The 26476-nt window shown below is 68.9% G+C and carries 26 protein-coding genes; 12 read left to right on the top strand and 14 right to left on the bottom strand.

The window, feature by feature from the left end:
• The first annotated feature begins 19 nt into the window (after nucleotides 1-19).
• The 3 genes from RM532_RS04175 to RM532_RS04165 are packed head-to-tail and all read left to right on the top strand — an operon-like array spanning nucleotide 20 to nucleotide 2512.
• Nucleotides 20-778 carry a uracil-DNA glycosylase gene (locus RM532_RS04175; protein WP_311651896.1) on the top strand — a complete coding sequence of 253 codons (759 nt, stop codon included), beginning with the start codon at nucleotides 20-22 and terminating at the stop codon, nucleotides 776-778.
• Nucleotides 775-1239 (top strand): ribosomal protein S18-alanine N-acetyltransferase, encoded by a 465-nt coding sequence (rimI, locus tag RM532_RS04170; RefSeq protein ID WP_311651894.1) that lies wholly within the window; start codon nucleotides 775-777, stop codon nucleotides 1237-1239. The genes RM532_RS04175 and rimI overlap by 4 nt, the downstream gene beginning before the upstream one ends.
• A 22-nt stretch (nucleotides 1240-1261) precedes the next feature.
• Entirely contained in the window at nucleotides 1262-2512 is a 1251-nt protein-coding gene (locus RM532_RS04165) for an MFS transporter (protein WP_311651892.1), read from the top strand.
• A 7-nt stretch (nucleotides 2513-2519) separates the two neighbouring features.
• On the opposite strand, the gene RM532_RS04160 is transcribed toward RM532_RS04165, so the two are convergent.
• From RM532_RS04160 to RM532_RS04120, 9 genes are all read right to left on the bottom strand, one after another.
• Nucleotides 2520-3062 (bottom strand): NUDIX domain-containing protein, encoded by a 543-nt coding sequence (locus tag RM532_RS04160; protein WP_311651890.1) that lies wholly within the window; start codon nucleotides 3060-3062, stop codon nucleotides 2520-2522.
• A complete protein-coding gene (locus RM532_RS04155; RefSeq protein WP_311651888.1) occupies nucleotides 3059-3547 on the bottom strand; it encodes an SseB family protein in 489 nt (162 codons plus the stop codon). The genes RM532_RS04160 and RM532_RS04155 overlap by 4 nt, the downstream gene beginning before the upstream one ends.
• Nucleotides 3548-3559: 12 nt before the next feature.
• The gene (locus RM532_RS04150) at nucleotides 3560-5536 is read right to left on the bottom strand and encodes a transglutaminase TgpA family protein (protein ID WP_311651887.1); all 1977 of its coding nucleotides are present in this window, start codon (nucleotides 5534-5536) and stop codon (nucleotides 3560-3562) included.
• On the bottom strand, nucleotides 5526-6494 hold the full coding sequence (locus RM532_RS04145) for a DUF58 domain-containing protein (protein ID WP_311651886.1): 969 nt from the start codon (nucleotides 6492-6494) through the stop codon (nucleotides 5526-5528). Before RM532_RS04145 ends, RM532_RS04150 begins: the two co-directional genes overlap by 11 nt.
• Before the next feature lie 10 nt (nucleotides 6495-6504).
• Nucleotides 6505-7446: an AAA family ATPase gene (locus RM532_RS04140; protein WP_311651885.1), complete on the bottom strand. Its 942-nt coding sequence runs from the start codon at nucleotides 7444-7446 to the stop codon at nucleotides 6505-6507.
• A 140-nt stretch (nucleotides 7447-7586) separates the two neighbouring features.
• On the bottom strand, nucleotides 7587-8030 hold the full coding sequence (locus RM532_RS04135; RefSeq protein ID WP_311651884.1) for an FxsA family protein: 444 nt from the start codon (nucleotides 8028-8030) through the stop codon (nucleotides 7587-7589).
• Nucleotides 8030-10813, bottom strand: a complete 2784-nt coding sequence (locus tag RM532_RS04130; protein ID WP_311651883.1) for a valine--tRNA ligase — start codon at nucleotides 10811-10813, stop codon at nucleotides 8030-8032. The genes RM532_RS04135 and RM532_RS04130 overlap by 1 nt, the downstream gene beginning before the upstream one ends.
• An 84-nt stretch (nucleotides 10814-10897) precedes the next feature.
• Nucleotides 10898-11326 carry a DNA polymerase III subunit chi gene (locus RM532_RS04125; RefSeq protein WP_311651882.1) on the bottom strand — a complete coding sequence of 143 codons (429 nt, stop codon included), beginning with the start codon at nucleotides 11324-11326 and terminating at the stop codon, nucleotides 10898-10900.
• Nucleotides 11323-12831, bottom strand: a complete 1509-nt coding sequence (locus RM532_RS04120) for a leucyl aminopeptidase (RefSeq protein WP_311651881.1) — start codon at nucleotides 12829-12831, stop codon at nucleotides 11323-11325. Before RM532_RS04120 ends, RM532_RS04125 begins: the two co-directional genes overlap by 4 nt.
• A gap of 209 nt (nucleotides 12832-13040) precedes the next feature.
• On the opposite strand from RM532_RS04120, the gene lptF reads away from it, so the two are divergent.
• Nucleotides 13041-14150: an LPS export ABC transporter permease LptF gene (gene lptF, locus RM532_RS04115; protein WP_311651880.1), complete on the top strand. Its 1110-nt coding sequence runs from the start codon at nucleotides 13041-13043 to the stop codon at nucleotides 14148-14150.
• Nucleotides 14147-15214 carry an LPS export ABC transporter permease LptG gene (gene lptG / locus RM532_RS04110; RefSeq protein ID WP_311651879.1) on the top strand — a complete coding sequence of 356 codons (1068 nt, stop codon included), beginning with the start codon at nucleotides 14147-14149 and terminating at the stop codon, nucleotides 15212-15214. Before lptF ends, lptG begins: the two co-directional genes overlap by 4 nt.
• 9 nt (nucleotides 15215-15223) lie before the next feature.
• Here lptG and RM532_RS04105 read toward each other — a convergent pair whose 3' ends face one another.
• From RM532_RS04105 to apbC, 5 genes are read right to left on the bottom strand one after another with little or no spacing between them, the layout of a single operon-like run.
• Complete coding sequence (locus RM532_RS04105; RefSeq protein ID WP_311651878.1) at nucleotides 15224-15643, bottom strand: RDD family protein; 420 nt, start codon at nucleotides 15641-15643, stop codon at nucleotides 15224-15226.
• Entirely contained in the window at nucleotides 15640-17127 is a 1488-nt protein-coding gene (locus tag RM532_RS04100) for an amidase (RefSeq protein ID WP_311651877.1), read from the bottom strand. The genes RM532_RS04105 and RM532_RS04100 overlap by 4 nt, the downstream gene beginning before the upstream one ends.
• 47 nt (nucleotides 17128-17174) lie before the next feature.
• Nucleotides 17175-18053: a cyclic pyranopterin monophosphate synthase MoaC gene (gene moaC, locus RM532_RS04095; RefSeq protein WP_311651876.1), complete on the bottom strand. Its 879-nt coding sequence runs from the start codon at nucleotides 18051-18053 to the stop codon at nucleotides 17175-17177.
• Complete coding sequence (locus RM532_RS04090; RefSeq protein WP_311651875.1) at nucleotides 18050-18502, bottom strand: molybdenum cofactor biosynthesis protein MoaE; 453 nt, start codon at nucleotides 18500-18502, stop codon at nucleotides 18050-18052. Before RM532_RS04090 ends, moaC begins: the two co-directional genes overlap by 4 nt.
• A 32-nt stretch (nucleotides 18503-18534) precedes the next feature.
• A complete protein-coding gene (apbC, locus tag RM532_RS04085; RefSeq protein ID WP_311651874.1) occupies nucleotides 18535-19626 on the bottom strand; it encodes an iron-sulfur cluster carrier protein ApbC in 1092 nt (363 codons plus the stop codon).
• A gap of 132 nt (nucleotides 19627-19758) precedes the next feature.
• On the opposite strand from apbC, the gene yqeC reads away from it, so the two are divergent.
• The 7 genes from yqeC (at nucleotide 19759) to RM532_RS04050 (ending at nucleotide 26475) form a co-directional block, all read left to right on the top strand.
• The gene (gene yqeC, locus RM532_RS04080; protein ID WP_311651873.1) at nucleotides 19759-20520 is read left to right on the top strand and encodes a selenium cofactor biosynthesis protein YqeC; all 762 of its coding nucleotides are present in this window, start codon (nucleotides 19759-19761) and stop codon (nucleotides 20518-20520) included.
• Between the two features lie 76 nt (nucleotides 20521-20596).
• The gene (gene moeB / locus RM532_RS04075; protein WP_311651872.1) at nucleotides 20597-21733 is read left to right on the top strand and encodes a molybdopterin-synthase adenylyltransferase MoeB; all 1137 of its coding nucleotides are present in this window, start codon (nucleotides 20597-20599) and stop codon (nucleotides 21731-21733) included.
• Nucleotides 21711-22328, top strand: coding sequence for a molybdenum cofactor guanylyltransferase MobA (mobA, locus tag RM532_RS04070; protein WP_311651871.1), 618 nt, complete (start codon nucleotides 21711-21713; stop codon nucleotides 22326-22328). The genes moeB and mobA overlap by 23 nt, the downstream gene beginning before the upstream one ends.
• Complete coding sequence (gene moeA / locus RM532_RS04065; RefSeq protein WP_311651870.1) at nucleotides 22325-23590, top strand: molybdopterin molybdotransferase MoeA; 1266 nt, start codon at nucleotides 22325-22327, stop codon at nucleotides 23588-23590. The genes mobA and moeA overlap by 4 nt, the downstream gene beginning before the upstream one ends.
• A 4-nt stretch (nucleotides 23591-23594) precedes the next feature.
• The gene (locus RM532_RS04060; RefSeq protein ID WP_311651869.1) at nucleotides 23595-25286 is read left to right on the top strand and encodes a carbon starvation CstA family protein; all 1692 of its coding nucleotides are present in this window, start codon (nucleotides 23595-23597) and stop codon (nucleotides 25284-25286) included.
• Nucleotides 25283-25555 (top strand): cory-CC-star protein, encoded by a 273-nt coding sequence (locus RM532_RS04055; protein ID WP_311651868.1) that lies wholly within the window; start codon nucleotides 25283-25285, stop codon nucleotides 25553-25555. Before RM532_RS04060 ends, RM532_RS04055 begins: the two co-directional genes overlap by 4 nt.
• Nucleotides 25552-26475 carry an ArsA family ATPase gene (locus tag RM532_RS04050; RefSeq protein WP_311651867.1) on the top strand — a complete coding sequence of 308 codons (924 nt, stop codon included), beginning with the start codon at nucleotides 25552-25554 and terminating at the stop codon, nucleotides 26473-26475. The genes RM532_RS04055 and RM532_RS04050 overlap by 4 nt, the downstream gene beginning before the upstream one ends.
• Nucleotide 26476: the final 1 nt, after the last annotated feature.

The raw sequence follows: 26476 nt of genomic DNA, 5'->3' as shown, positions 1-26476 counted from the left end.
GGCGCGCTAAGCTTGCGCCATGGTCGCCGACTCCCGCCAAGCCCGCCTCGAGGAACTGGGCCTGACCCTCTGGCAACAGCGTGTCCGATCCGGCCCGCCGGCGCCGGCAGCCGAACCGGCGGAACCGCCGCCATCGGAACCCGCCGCGGCGGGGCCGCCCGAATCCGTGGAAATGCCGCCGATGACCGGTTCGACGCCCCCACCGGCACCGTCCCCGGACGTGGCTGCCATGGACTGGGACGAACTGGCAGCACACCTGGCTGGTTGCGACCACCGTGGGGCGACCCGCCCCGTTTTCGGGGTTGGCGCCCGCGACGCGGATCTGATGATCATCGGCGAAGCCCCCGGCGCCGAGGAGGACCGCCGTGGCGAGCCGTTCGTCGGGCGCGCCGGCAAACTGCTGGACCGTATGCTGTTCGCCATGGGCCGGGGTCGCACCCGCAATGCCTATATCGCCAACATCTGCAAGTTCCGGCCGCCGGAAAATCGCGATCCGAAGGCCGAGGAAGTGGCCGCCGATCGCCCGATTCTGGAACGCCAGATCGAGCTGCTGTCCCCGAAACTGATTGTGGCGGTGGGCCGGGTTGCCGCGCAGACACTGCTCGAGACCCAGGCACCCCTGGGCAAGCTGCGGGGCCAGGTACACACCTATCCCGGCCGCTCGTTGCCGTTGCTGGTGACCTATCACCCCGCCTATCTGCTGCGGTCCCCGCAGCACAAGAACCGCGCCTGGGAGGATCTGCGCGAGGCCATGCGGCTGCTGGACGCGGCAGCATGAGCGCGGAACTGCGCAGCGTCTGCGATATCCGGCCGTTGGCGATCGCCGACTTGCCGGCGGTACTGGCCATTGAACGGGCCGCCTACGACTTCCCATGGAGCGAGGGCATCTTCCGGGACTGTCTGCGGGTGGGTTACCGCGGGTTCGCCGCGGTGGGCCCCGACGGCGCGCTCAAGGGCTATGCAATGCTGTCGGTGGCGGTGGGCGACGCGCATCTGCTGAACCTGTGCGTGAGTCCGCTGTGCCGTCGTCAGGGGGTGGCCACGCAACTGCTGGAACAGCTGATCGGCCAGGCCCGCCGGCAGGCCGCCGACACCCTGCTGCTGGAGGTACGTCCGTCCAATCGGGGGGCAGTGGCGCTGTATCACGCCAACGGTTTTAACGAAGTGGGCGTGCGCAGGCGCTATTATCCGGCCTCGCACGGACGCGAGGACGCCCTGATCCTGGCCCGGGCCCTGTGACACCACGCCGGAACTGTTAACCATGACACACGACGCGCGGGCGCGCTGGTCCTGGGCACTCTACGACTGGGCCAATTCGGCCTTCGCCACCACCGTGGTGGCAGGTTTCTTTCCCATCTTCTACAAGCAGTACTGGAGCGGCCAGTTCGATGCCACCACCAGCACCCTGCAGCTGGGGGTGGGCAGTGCTGTTGCCAGCATGGTGGTGATGCTGCTGGCGCCGCTACTGGGGGCGGTGGCCGACCGCAACGGCGGCAAGAAGACCATGCTGGCCGCGTTCGCGGCCGTCGGCGCGGCGGCGACCGGTGCGCTGTTCTGGGTCGCCCAGGGCGAGTGGCTGCTGGCGATGACGCTGTTCGTGCTGGCTTCGATCGGCTTTTCCACCAGCCTGGTGTTCTACGACGGCCTGATCGTCAACGTGGCCACGCCGGCCAGCATGGACCGGGTGTCCGCGCTGGGTTACGCCCTGGGCTACCTCGGCGGCGGGCTGCTGCTGGCGGTGAATGTCGCCATGACCCTGAAACCCGGCTGGTTCGGGCTGGCCGACAAGGCGGCTGCGGTGCAGTGGTCGTTTCTGTCGGTTGCAGTCTGGTGGGCCGTGTTCAGCATTCCCATTCTGCGCTTTGTCGGCGAGCCGAAGCCGGCGCGTCGCCAGGCCTTCGGGACGGCCGTCTGGTCCGGGCTGCGGGAGTTGCGGCAGACTGTTTCGCATATCCGGGCGGTACGCGGCGCGGCCCTGTTTCTGCTGGCCTACTGGCTTTACATCGACGGGGTGCACACCATCATCCGCATGGCGGTGGACTTCGGGCTGAGCCTGGGCTTTGCCGCCAACAGCCTGATCGTGGCCCTGCTGCTGGTGCAGTTCATCGGATTTCCCGCCGCCGTGGCCTTTGGCTGGCTGGGGGAGCGCTGGGGCACCCGGCGGGCAATCTACCTGGGGCTGGCGGTGTATGCCGGCGTCACCGCCTGGGGCTACTTCATGCAGACGGTGGCCCAGTTCTACATCATGGCGGCGGTGATCGGGCTGGTGCAGGGCGGGGTGCAGTCGCTGTCGCGTTCCTACTTCGCCCGCCTGATTCCCGAGGGCAAGGCCGGCGAGTTCTTCGGTTTCTACAACATGCTGGGCAAGTTCGCCGCGGTGCTGGGCCCGCTGCTGGTAGGCGTCACCGCGGCCGCCACCGGCAGCGCACGGTTGTCCATCCTGGCGGTACTGGTGCTGTTCGCCAGCGGCGCCTGGGTGCTGACGCGTGTACCGGCACCGGAGGCCCGCTGAGCCGGATTCAGTCGCGCGGATCGAGTCCGGTCCGGATGGCCGCCGGCAATTCGATGCGTTCCGGATGATGGCCGCGAGCCTCGAGCCAGGCCTTCATAGCCCAGCCGGTGGAAGAGGGCCAGTAACGGACGGCCTCGGGTTCCAGGTGCTGGTATTCGGCCAGTTCCTCGTTGAGGCGGATCCTCCCCTGCGCTTCAACGTGATAGCAGATTAGGATCTGGTTCTTGGTGTAGAACGGATAGATGCCGATCAGTTCGCGCACCGCGCCGTCCAGATCCAGTTCTTCCTTGACCTCCCGCACCACGCCCTCCTCGGGCGACTCACCGGCTTCCAGGAAGCCCGTGATCAGACCGAACATGCCGTCCGGCCAGGTCACGTTGCGGGCCAGCACGATGCGTCGGTCTAGTTCCACCACCGCACCGACCACCGGGGTGGGGTTGTTCCAGAATACGTGGCCGCAGTCGGGGTCCGGGCAGCACAGCCGCGGGCGTTCGCCGAGTTCGGCGCGGGCCAGCGGCCGGGCGCAGCAGGGGCAGTAGCGGAAGCTCATTTCAAGCGTGCCTCGATCCGGTCCTCGTAGCGTTCGCGCAGGCGCAGCAGGCCGTAGCTGGGAATCTTCATCCCCAGTGTCCAGCCCGGGTTGATTGCCACACCCATGCCGGGCGCGGTATGGGCGAGTACCCAGATGAAGTCGGTCTTCACGCCGTAGCGGTACTCCGGATAGGTTTTGGCCACCCGGTGGGCGCGTTCCGGGCTGGTGAACACGGCCAGGTGCTGGCTGTTGCCCTCGGTAGCCGGCAGCACCAGGGCCGGCATGTCGGCCGGGTCCTCGATCCGGGTGATCTCGTGTCGCGACAGCAGCACGACATCGGCGTCGACCAGTCCGGTGAGGAAATCATCCACCGTCTGTTCGCCGTTCTGGGCCGCGAACAGCTCGCGCTCGAGCGCGTTGTGGAGCTCGTTCGAGCCCCCCTGGGCGGCGGCAATGACCGGCGCTGCCAGCAGGGAAACCAGCATGGTGCGTATGCGTTGCATGATCCGTTTATATCAAATCCGGGTGGGTCGGCGCCGGGTCGACGGAGGCCGGAAGCCGCGCGCGTCCCGGATGAAGGCCTGTCGCTGCTGTCGGCTGCCACCGTGGCGGTAGCGGATGGCGACGTATTTGCGCGCCAAGGCGTTGACGGCCGCGGCGCAATCGGGCCGCGCCGCCGCCACGCGGCGGGCGTAGTCCAGTGGGCCCTCATCGTCACGACGGGGAAGGCCGGCTGTGGCCAGACGATTGCAAAGGCGCAGCCAGGCCGCCTGCACCGGATCGGCCGTCCCCCGGGGCCGCGCCTGCCAGACCAGTACGGCGCCGATCAGCGCCAGGCAAGCCGTCAGCGACAGGGTCAGAGCCAGGATCATCGATCGTATATCCGGCAACCCCAGCCCGGCCAGGAATTCGCTCTGGCGTTGCGGACCATAGGCCAGGAACCAGCGGTTCCAGCCGGCGTTGGCCCAGTCCCAGGCGAGCTGGGCGCGGCGCAGAAGATCGCCCCCGCCACGGGCCAGAAACGGCACCGGTTCGTCGGCCCCCAGCGAGCCGCCCAGGCCGGATTCGATCCGCTCGGGGGCCACCGCCCCGGTGGGGTCGATACGCACCCAGCCCCGGCCTGCCAGCCACACCTCCGCCCAGGCGTGGGCATCGGCGGCGCGCACGATCAGGTAATCGCCCAGACCCGGGCTGCCGCCCTGATAGCCGGTCACCACCCGGGCGGGCACCCCGGCTGCCCGCATCAGAAACACGAAGGCGCCAGCGTAGTGCTCGCAGAAGCCGGCCCGGGTGTCGAACAGGAACTGGTCGAGCCGGTTGTCGCCGCGTAGCGCCCCGGGCTCGAGAGTGTAGCGGAACGGCTGCTCGCGGAAGCGGGTCAGCCCCGCGGTCACGATGTCCGCGGGGGACAGCTCCCGGTCGCGCCACTGCTGTGCCAGTGCCCGGGCGCGTGGATTGCCGTCATCCGGCAGACGGCGGGCGTAATCGAGCAGAGCGGGCGGCGGGCTCGGCTGCAGCGTATAGCCGGGCACCGAAGTCAGCGTGAATGCCCGGCGCTGGCCGATCGGTTCGCGGGTGCGCAGGCTGCCGGCGGCATCCCGGTAGGCGTCGGCCGGGGCGCGGGCCGGCAGATCCAGGGCCAGCAGCCAGTCCTGGTCGTGGGGTTCCAGGGTCAGGCGGTAGCTGATCGGTGGTGCTTGTGGCTGGTAATCGGGTGCGGAGTCGAAATAGCGGGCCGGCCAGCCGGTGGTCCAGCGCCGGCCGTCGAACGCCCAGAACACCGGCCCACGCCAGTAGCGCTGGGATGCTGCCGGCACCGGGCCCTCGAACTCCACCCGGAAGGCCACCGCATCGGACAGGGCGACCCGGCTGATACTGCCCGGTTCCATGCTGTCCGACAACCCCGAGCGGGCGCTGCCGGCCCCGCTGTCCGACGGCAGGCCCCACAGCGGCCCGGGAATGCGCGGGAACAGTACGAACAGCAGCGCGGCCAGCGGCAGGGCCTGGGCCAGCAGGCCGGCCGAGCGCCTCAGCAGGTCGCGGATGGGCAGGGCGCGGCCGGGGTGGTTGGCGTCGATGAAGCAGGCGGTGATCAGCCAGCCGGCCAGCCCCAGGAACACCGCCATCACGATTTCCTGGGAGAACAGGAAATGGCTGATGACCACGAAGTAGCACAACCCCAGCAGGATCATCATGTCCCGGTGGCGGTGAGTCTCGGTGAGCTTCAGGGCCAGCATCAACATCAGCAGCGCGACGCCGGCATTCTGGCCGTCCACCCGGCCGTAACTGGCGTAGACCCCGACGAAGGCGGCCAGCGCCAGCACCAGCCGCAGCCATCGGGCCGGCGGTGGCCAGGCCCGCCAGGCCGCCATCGCCTGCCAGCCGAGGATGACACCGGTGAACAGGCCCACCCACAGCGGCACACGCACGACGTGTGGCGCCATCACCAGCGTCAGCACGGCAATCAGTCGCAGCCGCTGCTCAACCGGCATGCAGGGCCAGGCTGCGCAGGCAGCGGTCGCGATGGGGATTCCCCTGATCGGGCGCGATTTCGGTACCCGGCAGGCGCAGGCCGTAGACGAGTCCTCGCCGGTCGGCTTCCAGCACCCAGCGGGTGAGCTGGCTGAGCCGAGGCTCACTGCCGCCGGTGCCGGCCTCGGCGAAATCCAGCCAGAGGCTTTCCTGACGCGGATCGCCGAACTGCTTGACCATCAGCGTCCCGGTGCGGGGGTAGCTTTTCCAGTGGATCAGCCGTGGCGGATCGCCTCGTCCATAGCGCCGCAGGCCGGCGAAATCCTCGCGGCCGACCCGATGCCGATCCCCGCCTTCGGCCACCCCCGGACTGATTGATGGCAGCGGTGCCCGGCCGGCCGGTCGCGGATACACCAGCACGCTGTCGTCCAGCCGGATCCAGGACCAGGCCCGGAACAGGCCCATCGGGAACAGGGTGCTGATCTTCAGCCGGGGCAGGGCCAGTTGGCCGCGTTCGCGGGTGGCCAGCGTCAACGGATAGATGGCTTCGCCGCCGGCCGGGATGTCGGTCACCGCTTGGTCGTCGGCATCCGTTGACTCGTCCGCCGCCACCGCGATTGCCAGCCGGGCCTGGCCGGCCGGGTTGTGCAGCACCATCGGCAGGGACACGGGCTGGCCGGCGAACACCGGGGTGACCGGTGCTACGCGCACCGTCAGGTTGAGCAGGTTGCGATGGGTGTGGTGCATAGATACCAGCACCAGGCCGGCGAGCAGGAAGGTCAGAGCGAATCCCAGGCTGTTGCTGTAGTTCATCGAGCCCAGCAGCATGGTGAACAGCAAGAGCCCGAACCAGGCCCCACCGCGCGTGGGCAGGATGTAGAGGCGTCGCCGATGAATCCGCACCGGGCCGGGCTGTGGCGGGCTGCGGCGGTCGATCCAGGCCCGGGTGCGCGCGCGCAGCCGTTGTGTCAGTGCCATCCCGCGGCCGTCACGGCACTGCCACAGCCTCGCGCAGCCGGCGCGCGGGCGAGACGGTTTCCGCGTCGTCGGTGCCCGGCGGCAGGCGGTGATCCACCACCGCAGGCAGCACCGCCTGGACGTCCTCGGGCAGGGCGTAATCGCGTCCGTCCAGAAACGCCCAGGCCTGGGCCGCCCGACGCAATGCCAGGCCGGCGCGTGGCGACAGGCCGTGACGGAACGCGCTGTCCCGGCGGCTTTCGGTGATCAGGTCGAGAATGTAGTTCAGCAGCGGTTCCCGGACGGTGACGGCCTCGCAGCGGGCCTGGGCGTCGGCCAGATCCGCCGGCGTCATTACCGGGGCGAGATCCGCCAGCATGTTCCGGCGGCTGCGCTCGGCTAGCAGCCGGCGTTCCGCCTCCGGGGGCGGGTAGCCCAGGCGGATGCGCATCAGGAACCGATCCAGCTGCGACTCGGGCAGGGCGAAGGTGCCGGCCTGGTCCGTCGGATTCTGGGTGGCGACCACGAAGAACGGGCTGGGCAGTTTCCGGGTGGCCCCGTCGATGGTGACCTGACCTTCCTCCATCGCCTCGAGCAGGGCGCTCTGGGTCTTGGGGCTGGCGCGGTTGATCTCGTCGGCCAGCAGCAGCTGGGTGAAGATCGGCCCGGGATGGAACTCGAAGCGGGCGTCGGCTGTTTCGAATATCGAGACACCGAGGATATCCGTGGGCAGCAGATCGGCGGTGAACTGGACCCGGGCAAAATCCAGGCCCATCGCGCGGGCCAGGGCCTGGGCGAGGGTGGTCTTGCCGACACCCGGGAGATCCTCGATCAGCACGTGTCCGCGGGCCAGCAGGCAACTCAGCGCCAGGCGGATCTGCTCGTCCTTGCCCAGGATCACGCCGGCAAGGGTATCCAGCGCAAGCTGTAACGGGTGGGCGGCGCGAGCCGGCTGCGGCGATACGCGGTTCATTCGGTCTCCCGGTGCGGGGGCGTTGTTGCCGGGTCATCGGCCGCGGTGGTCGCCGAGCGTACCCTGACACCGGCAAGGGTACCGGAGCCTCCCGCGGTTGACACCCGGCAGGCGCCGCTATGGCGACGGGCGCGGGGCCCTCATTCGTCCCGCCGGTAATCGCCCTCGATGGTGCGGTCGTCGCCCGGCCGCCGGGTGGGCCCCGGGCCGGCGTTGCCGTCCGGCGTCATCACCACGGCCCGCCGCAACAGGTTGACGGCCAGCCGGCGCCGCAGGGCGGGCACCAGCAGGGCAAAGCCCAGCGCATCGGTGAGAAAGCCCGGGGTGAGCAGGGTGATGCCGGCGATCAGCAGGGCCGCACCCTCCAGCAGGGGCAGGGCCGGGGCCTCGCCGCGCTGCTGGTGTGCCTGGATTTCCTGCACCGTGCGAAAGCCCTGGATCCGCACCAGCTGACTGCCGATGATGGCGGTGAGGATGATCAGCCCGATGGTGGCCAGCGCGCCGATGCGGCTGCCCACCTCGATCAGCAGCCAGGTCTCCACCAGCGGGACGACGATGAACAGCAGCAGCAGGCGGCCCGCCATTACAGTGCCGCCACCCGTTCACGCTGGCTGCGCAACTCGGCCAGCGCGGCGTCGATTTCGGACAGCCGGCCGCGGGTCTTGTCGACCACGTCGGCCGGGGCCTTGTCCACGAAGTTGGGATTGTCGAGCTTGCCGCGCACCGAGGCCTGTTCCTTGTCGAGCTGTGCCAGCCGCTTGTCCAGCCGGGCGAGTTCCGCGTCCTTGTCGATCAGACCCGCCATCGGTACCAGGAGTTTCATCCGGCCCGCCAGGGCGGTGGCGGCGTCGGGGGCGTCGTCGTCGGGGCCGAGATGCGCGATCGACTCGACGCCGGCCAGGAAGGTCAGCGCCGGCCAGTGGCGGTCCAGCCGTTCCCGGTCGCCGGTTTCCGCGCCCTGGGTGAGCACCGGCAGCGGTTTGCGCGGGGCGATATCCATTTCGCCACGAATCTGGCGCAGGCCGAGGATGACGGTCTGCAGCCATTCGATCTCGGTTTCGGCCTCGGCGTCAATCCGGTCCGGGTCCGGCACCGGGAAGGGCTGGCGCATCAGGGTGTCGCCTTCGCGCCCGGCCAGCGGCGCGATGCGCTGCCAGATTTCCTCGGTGATGAAGGGCATGATCGGGTGCAGCAGGCGCAGGGTGGTTTCCAGCACCCGGACCAGGGTGCGTCGGGTGCCGCGCTGTTCGGCGGCCGTGGCGTGATCGCCCTGGAGCACCGGCTTGATCAGTTCCAGGTACCAGTCGCAGTAATGGTGCCAGACGAACTCGTACAGCGCCTGAGCGGCCAGGTCGAAGCGATAGGCCTCGATGTGGCGGATCACGTCGGCCTCGGTACGCTGGAGCCGCGAGGCGATCCAGCGGTCGGCCCAGGACAGTTCGATTGCGGCGTCGGTATCCAGGCCGGTATCGGCTCCTTCGGTATTCATCAGCACGAAGCGGGCGGCATTCCACAGCTTGTTGCAGAAGTTGCGGTAGCCCTCGACGCGGCCCAGGTCGAAGCGGATGTCGCGCCCCTGTGAGGCCAGCGAGGCGAAGGTGAAGCGCAGGGCATCGGTGCCGTAGGCCGGGATGCCGTCGGGGAAATGCCGCCTCGTGGTCTTTTCAATCCTGTCCCGCAGGTGCGGCTGCATCAGGCCGCTGGTGCGCTTGGCTACCAGGGATTCCAGATCGATGCCGTCAATCAGGTCGATGGGGTCGAGCACGTTGCCCTTGGACTTGGACATCTTCTGGCCGTCGGCGTCGCGCACCAAGCCGTGCACGTAGACCTCGGCAAAGGGCACGTCATCCATGAACTTCAGACCCATCATGATCATCCGGGCGACCCAGAAGAAGATGATGTCGAAGCCGGTAACCAGGACGCTGGTGGGGTAGAAGTGCTCGAGGGCTTCGGTGTTCCCCGGCCAGCCCAGGGTGGAAAAGGGCCACAGCGCCGACGAGAACCAAGTGTCGAGCACGTCCTCGTCCTGCGTGAGCGGCGTGTCGGTGGCCAGGCGGTCGGCATGGCGCTCGCGGACTTCCGCCTCGCTGCGGCCGACGTAGACGTTGCCCGCGTCGTCGTACCAGGCGGGAATCCGGTGACCCCACCAGAGCTGGCGGCTGATGCACCAGTCCTCGATGTTCTTCATCCACTCGAAATAGGTCTTGTCCCAGTTGCCGGGCACGAAGCGAATGCGGCCGTCCTCCACCGCCTTGATCGCGGGATCGGCCAGGGGCGCGGCGCGCACGAACCACTGGTCGGTCAGGTACGGTTCGATCACCGAACCGGATCGGTCGCCGCGGGGCACCATCAGCTTGTGATCGTCGACGCGCTCAAGCAGGCCCAGCGCGTCGAGGTCGGCCACCACCCGCTTGCGGGCCTCGAACCGCTCCAGTCCGCGATAAGCCGTCGGCACGGCATCATTGAGGGTCGCGTCCTCGTTGAAGATGTTGATCTTGGGCAGATCGTGGCGCTCGCCCAGGGCGTAGTCATTGAAATCGTGTGCCGGGGTGATCTTGACGCAGCCGGAACCCAATTCCGGATCGACATAGGTGTCCGCCACGATCGGGATGTCGCGGTTCACCAGCGGCAGCCGGACGGTTTTTCCGATCAGGTGCTGGTAGCGCTCGTCGTCGGGATGCACGGCCACAGCGGTATCCCCGAGCATGGTCTCGGGCCGGGTGGTAGCCACCGACAGAGTGCCGCTGCCGTCGGCCAGCGGGTAGCGGAAGTGCCAGAAGTGGCCGTTCTCCTCCTCGCTGATCACCTCAAGATCGGAGATGGCGGTGTGCAGCACCGGATCCCAGTTGACCAGCCGCTTGCCGCGGTAGATCAGGCCTTCGTCGAACAGCCGTACGAACACCTCGCGTACCGCGGTGGACAGGCCCTCGTCCATGGTAAAGCGTTCGCGCGACCAGTCCACCGAGGCGCCCATGCGGCGCAACTGCCGGGTGATATGGCCGCCGGATTCCGCCTTCCACTGCCACACCCGGTCGACAAACGCCTCGCGTCCGAGTTCATGCCGGCTGCTGCCCTCGGCGGCCAGCTGGCGTTCGACCACCATCTGGGTGGCGATGCCGGCGTGGTCGGTTCCGGGCTGCCACAGGGTGCGACAGCCGCGCATGCGCTGGTAGCGGGTCAGGGCATCCATGACGGTGTCCTGGAAGGCATGGCCCATGTGCAGGCTGCCCGTCACGTTGGGTGGCGGGATCATGATGGCGTAGGACGGCGTGTCCTTACGGTCGGCCCGGGGGGCGAAGTGCCCGCCGGCCTCCCAGCATTCATACCATTTGGTCTCGATGGCGCGGGGGTCGAATTGCTTGTCCATGGGAACGTGACTGATGACGGGTCGGATGATCGGCGGCATCGACCGGCGCCTGCGCACCGGCCGCTGACGGCCGCCGATCCTGGATCAGGTTATTTTATGCGTTTCCAGCGGGTAACCGCGTTCCTGATAGAAGCGGTAGCGCTGGCGGGCCGCCTGGCGATTGGCCGGGGTGACGATATCCAGACTCCGGGTAAAGCGGCTGAAGAAGGCCGGCACTTCGTCGGTCAGGCTGATCAGCACGTCGTCGAAATCGCCCGGCGGCTCCTCGTCGTGACCGATAAGCACGGGGGTGGGGTCGTTCTCGCCCCGTGCCGTCGCGACGACATGCGGGACGAAGCTGCCCTGGCGAAAGGTCCAGAGCAGCCCGTCCATCGTTTGCGCCGCCGCGGCGTCCGCCACGTGAAGGTATACCCGGTGGCCCTGGTCGTGGGCCTTCTCCGCCAGCCGGCATGCAGTGCGCATGCCGGCATCGGCGCCCTCGGCTTCAACGATATAGAAGGAGACTTCCGTCATTGCCCCGCGTTGGCGCGGGCAATCAGGAACTCCGTCAGCAGGCCGACCGGGCGCCCGGTAGCGCCCTTGTCCTTGCCGGTCTTCCAGGCCACCCCGGCGATATCGAGATGTGCCCAGCGCAGCTTGCGCGCGAACCGATGCAGGAAGCTTGCAGCGGTGATCGACCCGGCCGCTCGGCCGCCCACATTGGCCATGTCGGCGAAGTTGCTGTCCAGCTGGCTCTGGTATTCCTCCCACAGGGGCATGGGCCAGGCGCGATCGCCCACCGCCTCGCCGGCATCGCGCAGGGCGCGCCGCAGGCTGCTGTTGTTGGCATACAGGGCTGCTGCTTCACTGCCCAGCGCGATCACGGCCGCGCCGGTGAGCGTGGCCATGTCCACCACCACATCGGACTGGTAGTTCTTCTCGACGTAGGTGAGGGCGTCGCAGAGGATCAGCCGGCCCTCGGCATCGGTATTGAGAATCTCGATGGTCTGGCCGGACATGCTGGTGAGAATGTCGCCGGGCTTGACCGCTTCGCCGTCGGGCAGGTTCTCGGAACTGGGCACTACACCTACCAGATTCATCGGTAGCTCCAGTTCGGCCGCCGCCTTCATGGCGCCGAACACGCTCGCGCCGCCGCACATGTCGTACTTCATCTCGTCCATGGCCGCGCCGGGCTTGATGCTGATGCCGCCGGAATCGAAGGTCAGTCCCTTGCCGACCAGCACCGTCGGCTTGGCGTTCTTCGGCCCCTTCATGTACTCCATGACGATCAGCTTGGCTGGCTGCCGGCTGCCCCGGGATACCGCCAGCAGCGAGCCCATGCCCAGCTTTTCCATCTCGGCTTCGTCCAGCACCTTGGTGCTGATGCCCTTGTACTGCTTGGCCAGTGTCTGTGCCTGTTCGGCCAGATAGGTCGGGGTGCAGATATTGCCCGGCAGGTTGCCCAGATCCTTGGCGTAGTTCACGCCGGCCGCGATCGCCTCGGCCTCGCGGATGGCGCGTTCGCCGGCCGGCAGGTCGGAGCGGCGCGGCACCTGGAAGGTCAGACGGGACAGCTTGCGGCTGTACGGCTTGTAGTTGCTGCCACGGCAGGCCTCGAAGCGGTAGAACACCTCTTCGGTGACCAGCAGGGCCTGCTTGACGGTCCAGCCGATGTCATCCAGCGCTTTGACGTTCAGCTCGGGCAGGTAGTGCGCGGCATCCACGCCGCCGACGCGGTCGAGTTCGCGGGCGGCGGCCCGGCAGGCCTTGCGATAGGCAGCCTGGTCGAAATCCTGCTGGCGGCCGCAGCCGACCAGCAGAATGCGGTCGCAGAGCATGTCGTCGAGCCCGTGCAGCATGGTTGTCTGGCCGAGCTTGCCGTCCATGTCACCGCGACGCATTACGCTGCCGATCAGTCCGTTGCCCGCGTCATCCAGGGCCTGGGCCTGGGGCGAGGGCTTGCGGCGGTCGAATACACCGACCACCACGCAGCCGACGCGCTGCTTCTCCGGACTGCCGCTCTTGACGAGATATTCCATGATCGCTCCTGTGAAGGTTTCTGGCATCATGACCACGCCCCCGCCCGCGTGTTCACTGATGTGAGTAGTCAACGGACAGGCGCTGCCGCTTCCCCGGTCATTCAGCGCCCGACGCAAAACCGGCCCTATTCTACGGAAATGCAGGAAAAAATCACTATTTCGAGCGTCATCCGCATTTTTGTCAAAGAAAGGCGTTACGGCCGGTGCGCGTGAAACCGGCCGTCATCGACGCGTATCTGATCGGCGAGACCCTGCGCACCTGGGCGGCGGTGACGCTGGTCCTGATGGTGCTGACGCTGGGCGTGGGCTTTGCCCGCTACATTGCCGATGCCGCCGCCGGCGAGATTCCCATGCAGACCGTCGCGCTGGTGGCGGGCCTCAGCGCGGTGGAGAACATGGAAGTGGTGCTGCCGGTATCGGTACTGCTGGCACTGCTGCTGACCGTGGGCCGGCTCTGCCGCGACAACGAGATGGCGGCCATGGCCGGGGTGGGGATCGGGCCCGCCCGCCTGTATCGGGCGTTCGCACCGCTCACGTTGGGGGTGGCCCTTCTATGCCTGGCGCTGAGTCTGGTGCTGGGCCCGGCCGCCGCGCGTCATCTCGAGCAGATGGAGAAGGCCGGTGCCGCAATCCTGATCCAGGCGCTGGAGCCGGGCCGTTTCACCGAAATCGATGACGGCAAGGCAGTGTTCTACGCTGGCGGCATCGACAGTGGCTCCGGCCTCATGCGCGACGTCTTCATCCGGGTGGCGCGCGATGGTGGCGACGATACCGGCATCGAGGCCGAAACCATTGTCACCGCGGACACCGCTCGCTACGTCACCGATGCCGAGGACGGTACCCAGACGCTGGTGCTGCGCGACGGCCGGCGTTACGAAGGCCGGCCGGGACAGGCGGATTTCCGGGTCACCCGCTTTGCCGAGCATGGCCTGCACGTGGCCCGCTCGATGGACCGGCAGATGCTGGAAATCGAGCAGCTGTCGCCCGGCTCGTTGTTCGAGCGGGACAGCCTGGAAGCGCGCATCGAATGGCAGTCGCGCCTGGCGGTGCCGGTGACGGTTCTGGTGCTGGCATTCCTGGCCCTGCCGCTGGGGCAGCAGCCGCCTCGCTCGGGCCGCTATGCCCGGCTGATCGTGGGCATCCTGGCGTTCGTGGGCTACGTGAATCTGCTGCGGCTGGGCGAGATCTGGATGCGTGACGGCACGCTGCCGGTATTGCCCGGGCTGTGGCTGCTGCACGGGCTGGTACTGGCGACCACGCTGCTGGGTTTCCTGCGCAGCCAGGGACGCCTGCGGCGACAACCGGCGGCGGCGCCGTGAACGTCCTCGACCGCTACATTGCCGGCACCATCCTGCGGGCGTTTGGTGTGGTGCTGCTGGCGGTGGGCGCGCTCAGCCTGGTGATTTCCTTTCTCAACGAGGCCGATCAGCTGGGCAAGGGCAGTTACGGTCTGCTGGACGTCAGCCTGTTCGCCCTGCTGACCCTGCCGGAACAGCTGCAGCTGGTGATGCCGGTGGTGGCTCTGCTCGGGGCCCTGCTGGGGCTGGGCGGTCTGGCGGCCGGCAGCGAACTGGTGGTGGTGCGCTCAGCCGGGGTGTCGGTGCTGCGTCTGGCCGGGTCGGTGGCCTGTGCGGGCCTGCTGCTGGCCGGAGCGACCGGGCTGACCGGTGAATGGCTGGCGCCCAATGCCATGCGCATGGCGGAAACGCTGCGGGATCAGGCGCGTTATGGCCCGGAACAGGTGCAGAGCGTGCGCGGCGGCCTGTGGCTGCGGGACCAGGGCGACGTGATCCGGATCCAGGGAAGCCTGACCGAGGACTTCCTGACCGGCGTCGAAATCTACCGGCTGGATGAGACCGGTCGCTTCGCCGCCCTGATCCACGCCCAGCGCGCCCGCTACCGGTCGGGGCAGTGGCAGCTCGAGGACGTGAAGATCACGCGTTTCGAGGACAACCGTGTCACCACCGAAACACAGGCCTCGCGGCCCTGGTCGGTGTCACTGCAGCCCGAGTTCCTGCGGTTGACGGTGGTCAAGCCCGAGGAGCTGTCGAGCCTGGGGCTGGCCGACTACATCGACTATCTCGCGCGTAACGAGGTGGCCACCACCGACTACCGCCTGGCGCTGTGGCGCAATCTGGTCGCGCCGGTGACGGTATTCGCCATGTGCCTGCTAGCGCTGCCGTTCGCGTTCGGATCGCTGCGCAGCGTGGGTGCGGGTCAGCGGCTGTTCGTGGGGGGGCTGGTCGGGGTGGTGTTCTTCATCGTCAACGAGATCGCCGCCGCCAGCGGTCAGGTCTACGGCCTGCCGGCTTGGCTGGCCGCCAGCTGGCCCACATTGGCACTGGTGGCACTGACCGTCGTCTGGCTGCGCCATTTGCGTTAGGGGCCACGATCAGCGCGGCTCCACTACCGTCTCGGTATCGCTGATCCAGTCCTGCAGGCCGCGGCGCTGGGGATCGAGGGCGATCCAGACAATGCCGATCACGCTCAGCCAGGCCAGCCAGGCACCGAGATAGCGCAGCGCCGCATACCGCCAGTCCACCGGACTGCCATCGGTACGGCGAATCCGCATTCGCCAGGCCTTCATGCCCAGGGTCTGGCCACCGTGGGTCCAGAACCAGCCGAACAGCAGGAATGGCACGAACAGGATGTACAGGCGGAAGATCGGGCTGCTGCCATCCAGGGCCTGGCCGTCGGTAAACGGCAGCAGGGCGAACACCGACATCATCCACACGCCAACCAGCAGGAACAGGTCGTACACCGCGGCGGCCAGGCGGCGCAGCAGCCCGGCGGGATAGGGCGCCGCGCTCACGCCAGCGGCGCGTGCCGGTGGAACCAGGGATCGGCCTGTTCCAGCTGGGCCGCCAGCGACAGCAGCAGGCTTTCGCCGTTGACCGGGGCGTTGAACAGCACGCCCATGGGCAGGCCGTCTTCGGTCCAGTGCAGCGGTACCGACATCGCCGGCACGCCGGTCAGATTGGCCAGTTGGGTGAACGGCACCCAGCGCAGGTTTTCCTTCGCCATCTGTTCCACCAGCCCGGACTTCAGCAGCGGGCGGGCCGCACCCAGCGGCAGCAGCGCCTTGAGCGCGGCGCGCTGCCAGGCCGGAGTGACGATTTCGCCCACCCGGGCCGGCGGAAAGGCCATGGTCGGGGTCAGGTACAAGTCATAGCTGTCATGGAAGGCCGCCAGTCGCCGGGCATGTTCCTGCCAGCGGTTCACGCAGGCGATATAGTCGCCCGCGCTGGTGGCCCGGCCGAAGGCGGCCATCGCCCGGGTGTCGATCTCGAAGTCGGCTTCGCTGCAGCCGGTGTGCGCGCGGACCTCGGCCACTGAGGCGGCCATCTGGCCGAACCACATCAGCAGGAAGTCCGGACCCAGGCCGGGGCCCGAGAATTCGGGTTCGGCGGCTTCCACCCGGTGACCCAGCGATTCCAGCTGCGCCACCGTGTGTTCTACCGCGGCCACCGCCTCGGGATGCACGGGGGTGCCCAGCGGCGACCGGGTGGAGTAGCCGATGGTCAGCGTGCCGGGCGGCTGCGCGCAGGCCTCTAGGTATGACGTTGCCGGGGCTTTCGGATGGAAGCCCGCGCCGGGTTCCGGGCCGGCCAGCGCGTCCAGAAACGCCGCGCTGTCGCGTACCGAGCGCGACACCACGCCGTTGACCGCCGCGCCATGCATCATGTCGGTCAGCGGCGGTCCGATCGGCGTACGGCCACGGCCGGGCTTGAGGCCGAACAGGCCGCAGCAGGCGGCCGGGATGCGAATCGAGCCGCCCCCATCGTTGGCCCCGGCCACCGGCACGATGCCGGCGGCCACCGCGGCGGCCGACCCGCCGCTGGAGCCACCCGGCGTGTGGTCGGTATTCCAGGGATTGCGGCTGGCGCCATAGGCCTCCGGTTCGGTAATGCCCTTGGCGCCGAACTCGGGGGTGTTGGTCTTGCCGAAGATCACCGCCCCGGCCGCCTCAATGCGCTGCACGTAGGCCTGGTCCTCGGGCGCCCGCGCGTCGGCGTCGCGCAGTGCCCGGCAGCCGTAATGGGCCGGCTCGCCGGCCAGGTCCTGGAACAGATCCTTGACCAGGAAGGGTACCCCGGCCAGCGGCCCCTGCAGCCCGCCGGCGGCGCGGGCCCGGGCCCGTTCATGCAGGGGGTGAATGATGGCGTTGATGCGTGAATTGACCGCCTCGGCGCGGGCGATCGCCGTTTCCAGCAGTTCGGCGGCGGTGACCTCGCCGGCGGCGACCCGTTCGGCCAGGCCGAGGGCGTCGTGGTCGCGATAGGTGTCGAAGTCCATGGGCGTGTTTTCCGTTGCGTGGTGGCCAGCCGGTCGGGTAAGGGTGGTCAGTCCGCGAGGGCGCGGATCAGGCCCGGCAGCAGGGCGTCGAGATAACTGTCGGCATCCGCGCTGTTGCCGGGCAGGGTAGCCAGCAGTGTGGTCCCGGCCCAACCGGCCGCGCCGTCGGCCAGCATGGCGTAGGGCGCCCGCCGCTGGCCGAACGCGCGGGCGGTTTCCATCAGGCCCGGCAGCGGCCGATCCAGCAATGCGGCCACGGCCCGGGTGGCGTGGCCCGACTCCGCCGCGCCGATGCCACCCAGGGTGAGTACCAGGTCCGCGTCGTCGGCCAGTTGCCGGCGCATGGCGTCGGCAATGGCGTCGCTGTCGTCGGCCACGTCGAGCGGCGGCTGGACCCGCATGCCGGCTGCGGTCAGTCTTTGACGCACGGATTCGGCCACGGCTTCATCGGTTGCCGGCGAGGACACCACCAGAATGGCGGCCGCTAGGGTCTGGTCGGTCTGCCGGCGGTGGTCGGACTTGCCGCCCTGCTTGCCGAGCAGCTGAATCGCATCCAGCGACAGATTGGTGCCGGCGTGGGGCTTGAGCATGTCGTAGAGCGTCAGGCCGGCCACGCTGGCGGCGGTCAGGGCCTCCATTTCCACGCCCGTGGGCCCGATGGTTTCGGCGTGGGCAGTGATCACGACTTCGGTATCCCGCAGCTCGAAGGCCACATCCACCTCGTGGATCGGCAGGGGATGACACAGCGGGATGATGTCCGAGGTCCGCTTGCCGGCCATAATGCCGGCGATACGCGCCGCGGCCAGGGCGTCGCCCTTGTCGGTGCGGGCCTCGGCCAGCAGCGGGATGCAGTCGGCCGGCAGCGTCAGCACGGCGCCGGCCACCGCCCGGCGCAGGGTGTCGGGCTTGGCCGAGACGTTCTTCACGAGGTCGAATCCTGGTTGAGGCTGCAGCCGTCCAGGTAGGCCTGGCTGCCATCGGCGTAGTGCTCCAGCTTGAACACCGGCACTTCGTTTTTCAGGGCCTCGATTGCCCAGCGGGCCGCGGCGAAGGCCTCCGCGCGGTGCCCGGCCCGGGCCACCACCGCCACGCTGGTATCGCCCACGACCAGATCACCCAGCCGGTGCTGGGTCAGTACCCGGGTACCCGGATGTTCGGCCGCCGCGCGGGTCTCGATGTCGGCCAGGCTGCTTTCGGCCAGCGGCCGGTAGGCGGAGTAGGTCAGGCCGGTGACGGTCTTTCCCTGGTTATCCGCCCGAACCGTGCCGGTGAACACCACCATGGCGCCGAAGCCGGGGCCCTCGCTGGCCGCGATCAGGGTGCCCAGATCGAGCGGCGCGTCGCTCAGGCGTTGATGTGCCGGCGGCTGGGACATCCGACCATTATGCCGCGCTGCGGCCGTCTGCGTCAGGTGTTTTCCACCGTGATCTTCGGGAATTTGCGGGCATAGTCCTTGTTCTGCCGCGACAGAATTGCAGCCATGCGCAGGGCAATCCCCACGAAGTGCCGGGCGGCGCTGCCGTCGGGGTCCGCAATCACGCTCGGCCGGCCGCCGTCGGCGGCTTCCCGGATGCCGATCTCCAGCGGCACCGCCCCCAGCAGCGGCACCTCGTAGCGGTCGGCAACCTGCTGGCCGCCGCCGGCGCCGAAAAGATGCTCCTCGTGCCCGCAGGCCGAGCAGGTATGCAGGCTCATGTTCTCGACGATGCCCAGCACCGGCACGTTGACCTTGCGGAACATCTGCAGCCCCTTGCGGGCATCCAGCGTGGCGATGTCCTGCGGGGTGGTCACGATCACCGCGCCGGAGACCGGTACCCGCTGGGACAGGGTGAGCTGGATATCGCCGGTGCCCGGCGGCATGTCCACGATCAGATAGTCCAGGTCGTCCCAGAGGGTGTCGTTCAGCAGTTGCTGCAGGGCCTGGGTCACCATCGGGCCGCGCCAGACGGTGGGGGTTTCATCGTCCATCAGGTAGCCGATCGACATCGACTGCACGCCGAAGCTCTGCATCGGAATGATGTGTTTGCCGTCCTCCGAGCGCGGCTTGCCGGATACCCCCAGCATGCGGGGCTGGCTGGGGCCGTAGATGTCGGCATCCAGCACCCCGACACGGGCGCCCTCGCCGGCCAGCGCCAGGGCCAGGTTGGCGGCCACGGTTGATTTGCCCACGCCCCCCTTGCCGGAGGCCACGGCGATGATGTTCTTGACCGGCTTGAGGCGTTCCACCCCCTGCGGGGCGGCGTGCGGCTCGATCCGGCTTTCCACCGCAATGTCGACCTCGGTGACGCCGGACAGCGCAAGCAGTTGCTGGCGCAGTGCCGCCACCACCAGCGGGCCGTGGCGCTTGACCGGGAAGCCGAAGCGCAGCCGCGCGCTCACCTGGCCATCGTCAACCGTGACCCCGCGCAGCACCCGGGCGTCGCCCAGTGTGCTGCCGAGCAGATCGTCGTGATAGCCGTTGATCCGGTCCTCGATGTCGGCCTGCAGCGAATCGCTCATGGCTGCCTGGCGCCCTCCGCGCTAGTCTGGTGCACCCGGTTTCGGGTGCCTCGAACGAATCTCCATGTTACGCCCTGACACTGCCCGACATGAACCAGCCGACGCTGAATCGATGACGCCCCGGTGGCAGCCATGACCGACTGGTCGCTGGCGCAAGCCCTGGGGGTGACCGGTGGCATCGTCTGCGCCGCCGGGGCCGGGGGCAAGAAGTCGTTGCTGTACGCCCTCGCCCGCGCCTGGCCCGGTCGGCGCGCGGTGACCGCGACGGTGCACCTGGCGCCGTTTCCGGAGGACTTCGCCCCAGCCGCGCGTGTCGCAGAGCCCTCGGCCCTGCGCGAGGCGGTGGTGTCGGCACCGGGCATGATCCGCGCCTACGCCTGTCCGGCGGACAAGCCGGGCCGCTACCGGGGCCTGCCCCCCGCCGAGATCGCCGCCATTCACGGGCTCGGCGGGTTCGACCTGACCCTGGTCAAGGCCGACGGCGCCCGCATGCGTCACGTCAAGGCGCCTCGCCCGGGCGAGCCGGTGCTGGTGCCGGGCGCCAGCCGGGTGCTCTGGGTGGTCTCGGCCGTGGCCATCGGTTGCCCGTTGGATGAACGCATTGCCCATCGCCCTGAGCGCATCGCCGACCTGACCGGCGCAGAGCTCGGCCGCGCGCTGACCGTCGATCACCTGCGGCGGCTGATCGTGGCCGAAGACGGCGCCCGCCAGGGCGCGGACGGCATCCCCCTGACCATCGTGATCAATCAGGTTGACGATGCCGACCGCCGGGCCGCGGCGCAGGCGCTGGCGGAAGCGGTGGCGCGCAATGCCAAGGGCATCGACCGCGTAGTGCTGACCTGCCTGCGCGAGGCACCGCGAGTGCTGGCGGTGTATGGCGGCCTGACAGAGTGACCCGACGCGGTCGTGCCGCCGTTCGCGTTACGATCGCAGTCCGGCAAACCCGCAGTATGCAGACAGCAGATAACCCGTGGACTTGAATCGACATCTGACCTTGCTACGCGAGTCGATCCCGGAGATCGACCCGCGCGATGCCCACGCCCTGGCCGGCACCGACGGCCTGCTGATCGATGTGCGCGAGGCCGGCGAAACCGCCGAGGGCATGGCCGAGCACGCCCGGCCGGTGCCGCGCGGTTATCTGGAAATGCGCATCGGTGACCTGGCGGCCGGCACGGATCAGCCGGTACTGCTGATGTGTGGCAGCGGCACCCGCTCGCTGCTGGCGGCCGATGACCTGCGCCGGCTGGGTTACGACGACGTTCGTTCCGTGGCGGGTGGTTTCTCGGCCTGGAAGGCTGCGGGGCTGCCGGTGGTGATGCCCGAGCTTGATACCGCGTTCGACAGCGGCCGCTATGCCCGCCAGATCAGCCTGCCGGAAATCGGCCTGGCAGGGCAGCGCCGGCTGGCCGAGGCGCGGGTACTGCTGGTGGGCGCCGGCGGTCTGGGCTGCCCGGCGGCCCTGTATCTGGCCGCAGCGGGTGTGGGCACCCTGGGGCTGGTCGACGACGACCGGGTGGAGCGCAGCAATTTGCATCGGCAGGTCCTGCACCGCGACGATCGGGTGGGCTGGGACAAGACCGCCTCGGCACGGGCGACGCTGATCGCTCTGAATCCCGAGATCGACATCCGCACGCACAAGCAGCGTCTGGCCCCGGACAACGCGGCCGACATCCTCGGCGGCTACGACCTGGTGGTGGACGGCTGCGACAACTTCGCCACCCGCTATCTGGTCAGCGACACCTGCCGGCAGCTGGGTCTGACCAGCGTTTATGGCGCGGTCCAGGGCTTCGAGGGTCAGGTGTCGGTTTTCGCCCCGGGCCGGGGGCCCTGCTATCGCTGCCTGTTCGCCGATGCCCCGCCGCCGGAACTCGCGCCCTCCTGCAGCGAGGCCGGGGTACTGGGAGTGGCGCCCGGCATCATCGGGCTGCTGCAGGCGCTGGAGGCGCTCAAGCTGATCGCCGGCTTCGGCGAACCACTGATCGGCCGGTTGCTGCTGTTCGACGCCCGCCGAACCCGGCTGCGCGAGTTGCGCCTGCCGGCCGATCCCGACTGCGTCTGCGCCGCCTCGGCAAGCGCCCCGGACCATGTCGGCGCCGTCGGCGGCTGACGCCATTACCGGCCTGGTGCTGGCCGGCGGGGCGGGCCGGCGCATGGGCGGCCGCGACAAGGGGCTGATCGAACTGGCCGGCCGGCCGCTTACGGCATGGGCACTGGACGGCTTGCGGCCGCAGGTGGAGGCGCTGCTGATCAGCGCCAATCGGGAACTCGACGCCTACCGGGCCTGGGGCGTGCCGGTGGTGACCGATGCCGAGCCGGATTTCCCCGGGCCACTGGCCGGCGTGCTGGCCGGTCTGCAGGCCGCCGAGACCGGCTGGCTGCTGAGCCTGCCCTGTGATGCGCCGGCGGTACCGCCTGATCTGGCCCCGCGGCTGCACGCAGCGGTCATGGCGGAGGACGCGGAACTGGCGGTGGCCCGCAGCGCGGGCTGGCTGCACCCACTGCATGCGTTGTGGTCGACCGCGCTGGCGGGGGAGCTGGCCGCCGGGCTGGCGGCCGGTCAACGCAAGGTCACGGACTGGCAGAATACGCGGCGACGGGTAATCGTCGATTTCGACCAGCAGCCGGAGGCATTCGAGAACGTGAACACGCCGGAACAACTGGCTGCGTACGCCGCGCGGCGCGATGCCGCCCAGGGCTCATGAGTGACGAGCCGGCAGCCCCGACACTGACGCTGGCACGGGCGCGGGCCCGGATGCTGGCCGGCGTGACGCCGGTCGCCGAGCGGGAGACCCTGCCGCTGATGCAGGCGCTGGGTCGGGTGTTGGCCGAGCGGGTTACCGCGCAGGTGGACGTACCCGGCCACACCAACTCCGCGATGGACGGCTTCGCCCTGCGTTCGGCGGATGCCCGGGGCGACACCAGCCGCCTGCGCCTGATCGGCGCCAGCTTCGCCGGGCATCCCTTTGCCGGGCCGGTGGGAGCAGGCGAGTGCGTGCGCATCATGACTGGCGGCGTGCTGCCCGATGGCGCCGATACCGTGGTGATGCAGGAGCGTACCCGGGAGGACGGCGATGACGTGATCGTCGAGCGGCCGGTCGACCCGGGCAGCAGCATCCGCCCGGCCGGCGAGGATCTCGCCCGTGGCCAGACGGTTCTGGATGCCGGCCGCCGCATCACCCCGGCCGATCTGGGCATGCTGGCTTCCGGTGGCGCGGCGCAGGTGTCGGTATTCCGGCGCCCGCGGGTGGCGTTCTACTCCACCGGCGACGAACTGCGTCCGGTGGGCACCCCGCTGCAGCCGGGGCAGATCTACGACAGCAATCGCTACAGCCTGCATGCCCTGTTGTCCGAGCTGGGGGTCGAGTTGCTGGACCTCGGCGTGGTGCCGGACGACCCGACAGCCCTGGAAACCACCCTGCGGCGGGCAGCGGCCGAGTGCGATGCGGTGGTCACCAGTGGCGGGGTATCGGTGGGCGAGGCCGATCATGTGCTCGACGTGCTGGAATCGGTCGGCGATGTGGGTTTCTGGAAGGTGGCGATGAAGCCAGGCAAGCCGCTGGCCTTCGGCCGGGTGGATGACGCCCTGTTCTTCGGGCTGCCCGGCAATCCGGTATCGGTGGTGGTGACCTTCCTTCAGCTGGTACGCCCGGCGCTGGTGCGGCTGGCCGGCAGCTGGCCGCGGCCGCCGCTGCGCATGCCGGCGCGGCTGGCCGCGCCGATCCGCCGCAACCCGGGACGGCTGGAGTTTCAACGGGGCCGGCTGACCCTCGATACCGACGGGGCCACCGTGGCGCCGCTCGGTCACCAGGGCTCCGGCGTGCTGCGCTCGATGAGCGAGGCCGATTGTTTCATCGTGCTGCCCGCGGATTGCGCCGAGCTTGCGGCGGGAGCCCGGGTCAGTGTGGAACCGTTCGCCCAGCCGGTCTGGAACGGGTCGGGCGATGACTGGCACGAGGAGGGCTGACGCCATGCCGGCCATTGTGTTGATTGTTCTGGTCCTGGGGGTGTTCTATCTCGGCTGGCGGTTCTATTCCCGCTACCTGGCCGAACGGGTCTATGCCCTGGATCCCGATTTCACCACCCCGGCGCACGAATTCCGCGACGAGGTGGATTTCGTGCCCACCAATCGCTTCGTGCTGCTGGGGCATCACTTCACCTCGGTGGCGGGTGCGGCACCCATCGTGGGGCCGGCCATTGCGGTCTACTGGGGCTGGCTGCCGGCGCTGCTGTGGGTGGTGCTCGGCACCATCTTTGCCGCGGGCGTGCATGACTTCGGCTCCATCGTGGTGTCGGCGCGCAACCGTGGACAGAACATCGGCACGCTGTCCGGGCGGGTAATCAGTCCGCGGGCCTCGACGCTGTTCCTGCTGATCATTTTCTTCCTGGTCACCCTGGTCAACGCGGTGTTCGGGGTGGTGATGGCGATCCTGTTCGTCGCCCATCCCGAGGCGGTGATTCCGGCGCTGGTGGTAATTCCGATCGCCATTTTCATCGGCCAGTGGGCGTACCGCCTGGGCCGAGCGATTCTGGTGCCGTCGCTGATCGGCCTGGGGCTGCTCTACGCCGCGATTCCGGTGGGCATGCATTATCCGGTGCGTATCGACGGGCTCGCGGCCCTGCTGGGACTGGAGGTCCGTACCACCTGGATTCTGCTGATCTTCGCCTACACCTGGATTGCCTCGCGCCTGCCGGTATGGCTGCTGCTGCAGCCGCGCGACTACATCAACGGCCAGCAGCTGATCGTGGCGCTGGTGCTGATCTTCGCCGGGGTGGCGATGGGTATGGATGTGGTGACGGCGCCGGCGATCAACGGCAATCTGGCGGCGGATTCGCCCCACTGGTTCCCGTTCCTGTTCGTTACCATCGCCTGCGGGGCGATTTCCGGCTTTCACAGTCTGGTGGCCTCGGGCACCACCTCCAAGCAGCTTGACCGGGAGACCGATGCCCGCACGGTCGGCTATCTCGGGGCGCTGGGCGAGGGGTCGCTGGCGCTGGCCGCAATCCTCGCCTGCACTGCCGGCCTGGGCAGCGCCGCTGCCTGGGCCGAGAAGTATTCCGACTTCGGGGCCGCTTCCGGCGGCGGCCTGGGCAACTTCGTGACCGGGGTGGGGCATTTTCTGGGTAATCTGGGGATTCCACCGGAACTGGGGGCGGTGTTCGCCTCGGTGGTAGTGATCACCTTCGCCGGCACCACCATGGATACCGGCGTGCGGCTGCAGCGCTTCATCCTGCAGGAAATCGGGGAAATGGCCGGGTTAAAGCGGCTGTCGCGCCGGGTGAATCTGCTCACCACCGTGGCGGTGCTGATTCCCCTGGGCCTGGCCCTGGTGCCCGGCGGCGAGGGCAAGGGCTTTGCCTTCGGCCGGCTGTGGACGCTGTTCGGCACCACCAACCAGCTCACCGCCGGGTTGGCGCTGGCGGTGATCGCGGTCTGGGTGATGGCCCGGGGCCGTAATCCGGCTGCCGCTCTGGTGCCGCTGGTGTTCCTGCTGGCGATGACCAGCTGGGCCCTGGTGATCAATCTGATCAGCTTCTATCGCGAGGCGGACTGGCTGCTGCTGGGCATGGATATCGCCGTGTTCGGCCTGGCGATCTGGTTGACCGCGGAAGCCCTGATCGCCCTGCGGCGCAGGGGCGATGCCGGCGCGGATCCGCCATGAACTGGCGGGATCGGCTGGGACGCGGCTGGCGGGCGCTCAATACCTTCCACGATCAGTTGTTCATCGCGCCCTGGCGGGCGGCCCTGGCGCGCGAGATCCGCACCCAGGAGGACACGCTGGTGACGCTGTTGTATCTGGAGGCGATGGGGGTGCCCGGGCCGGCGGACTACCTGGCCCTGGCGCTGTATCCGGACCTGATTGAGGCCTGCCACCAGCAGCATCGCCGCGAGGGCCTGGAGCACATGCCAGTAGGCGGAATCTGCTGTTGACCGCGCCGCTGCTGCTGTTCGGCGGCAAGGGCGGGGTAGGCAAGACCACCCTGGCTGCGGCCACGGCCTGGCGGCTGGCCGAAGAGGGCGCTCGGGTACTGCTGGTATCCACCGACCCCGCCCATTCCACCGCGGACCTGCTGGGCGCGGACCTCGCCGATCAGCCCACCCGCGTGCAGGGTCCCCTGTGGGCGCTGGAAATCGACGCCGCGGCCCGGGCCCGTGTTTATGTCGACGGGATCCTGGCGGATGCGGAAACCAGCGTCAGCCCCGAGGTAATGCCGGCGCTGGAACGGCATTTGGCGCTGGCCCTGCAGGCGCCGGGGACGCTCGAGGCGGCGCTGTTCGACCGCATCTGCGACCTGATCACGGACGCGGGCGAGGGCTTCGACCATGTCGTGTTCGACACCGCGCCCAGCGGCCATACCCTGCGACTGCTGAGCCTGCCGGACATGCTCGGCAGCTGGGTTGCCGGTCTGCGCCGCCAGCGCGAGAAGGTCACCGGCCTGCGGTCGATGTGGCGCAATCTGGCCGGTCACGAGCCCGACACCGAGGATCGGGTGCTCACACGCCTGCGCGAAAGGGCCCGTTGCTACCGCCGGGTGCGCGAACGCCTGCAGCAGGATGCGGCCTTCCGCGGCGTGCTCACCGCCGAACGGTTGCCGATCGAGGAAACCGCGCGGCTGCTGGCACTGCTGTCGGAGCTGGAGATTCCGGTGGACCGGCTGTATCTGAACCGGCTGCTGCCGGCGGGTGGCGACGATCCCTACCTGCAGGCCCGGCGGGCGCGTCAGGCCGACTACGAAACGGAAATCCGCCGCCGCTTCGCCGGCTGGCCAATCACCCGAGTGGAACTGGCCGCTGGCGACATCCACGACCGGGCCAGTTTGGCGGAACTGGCCGCGTCTCTGGCGCCGTGAG

The organism is Spectribacter hydrogenoxidans (assembly GCF_031846275.1).
In the GTDB taxonomy this organism is placed as follows: domain Bacteria; phylum Pseudomonadota; class Gammaproteobacteria; order Nevskiales; family Salinisphaeraceae; genus Spectribacter; species Spectribacter hydrogenoxidans.
This window is presented reverse-complemented; position numbering and strand designations above follow the sequence as displayed.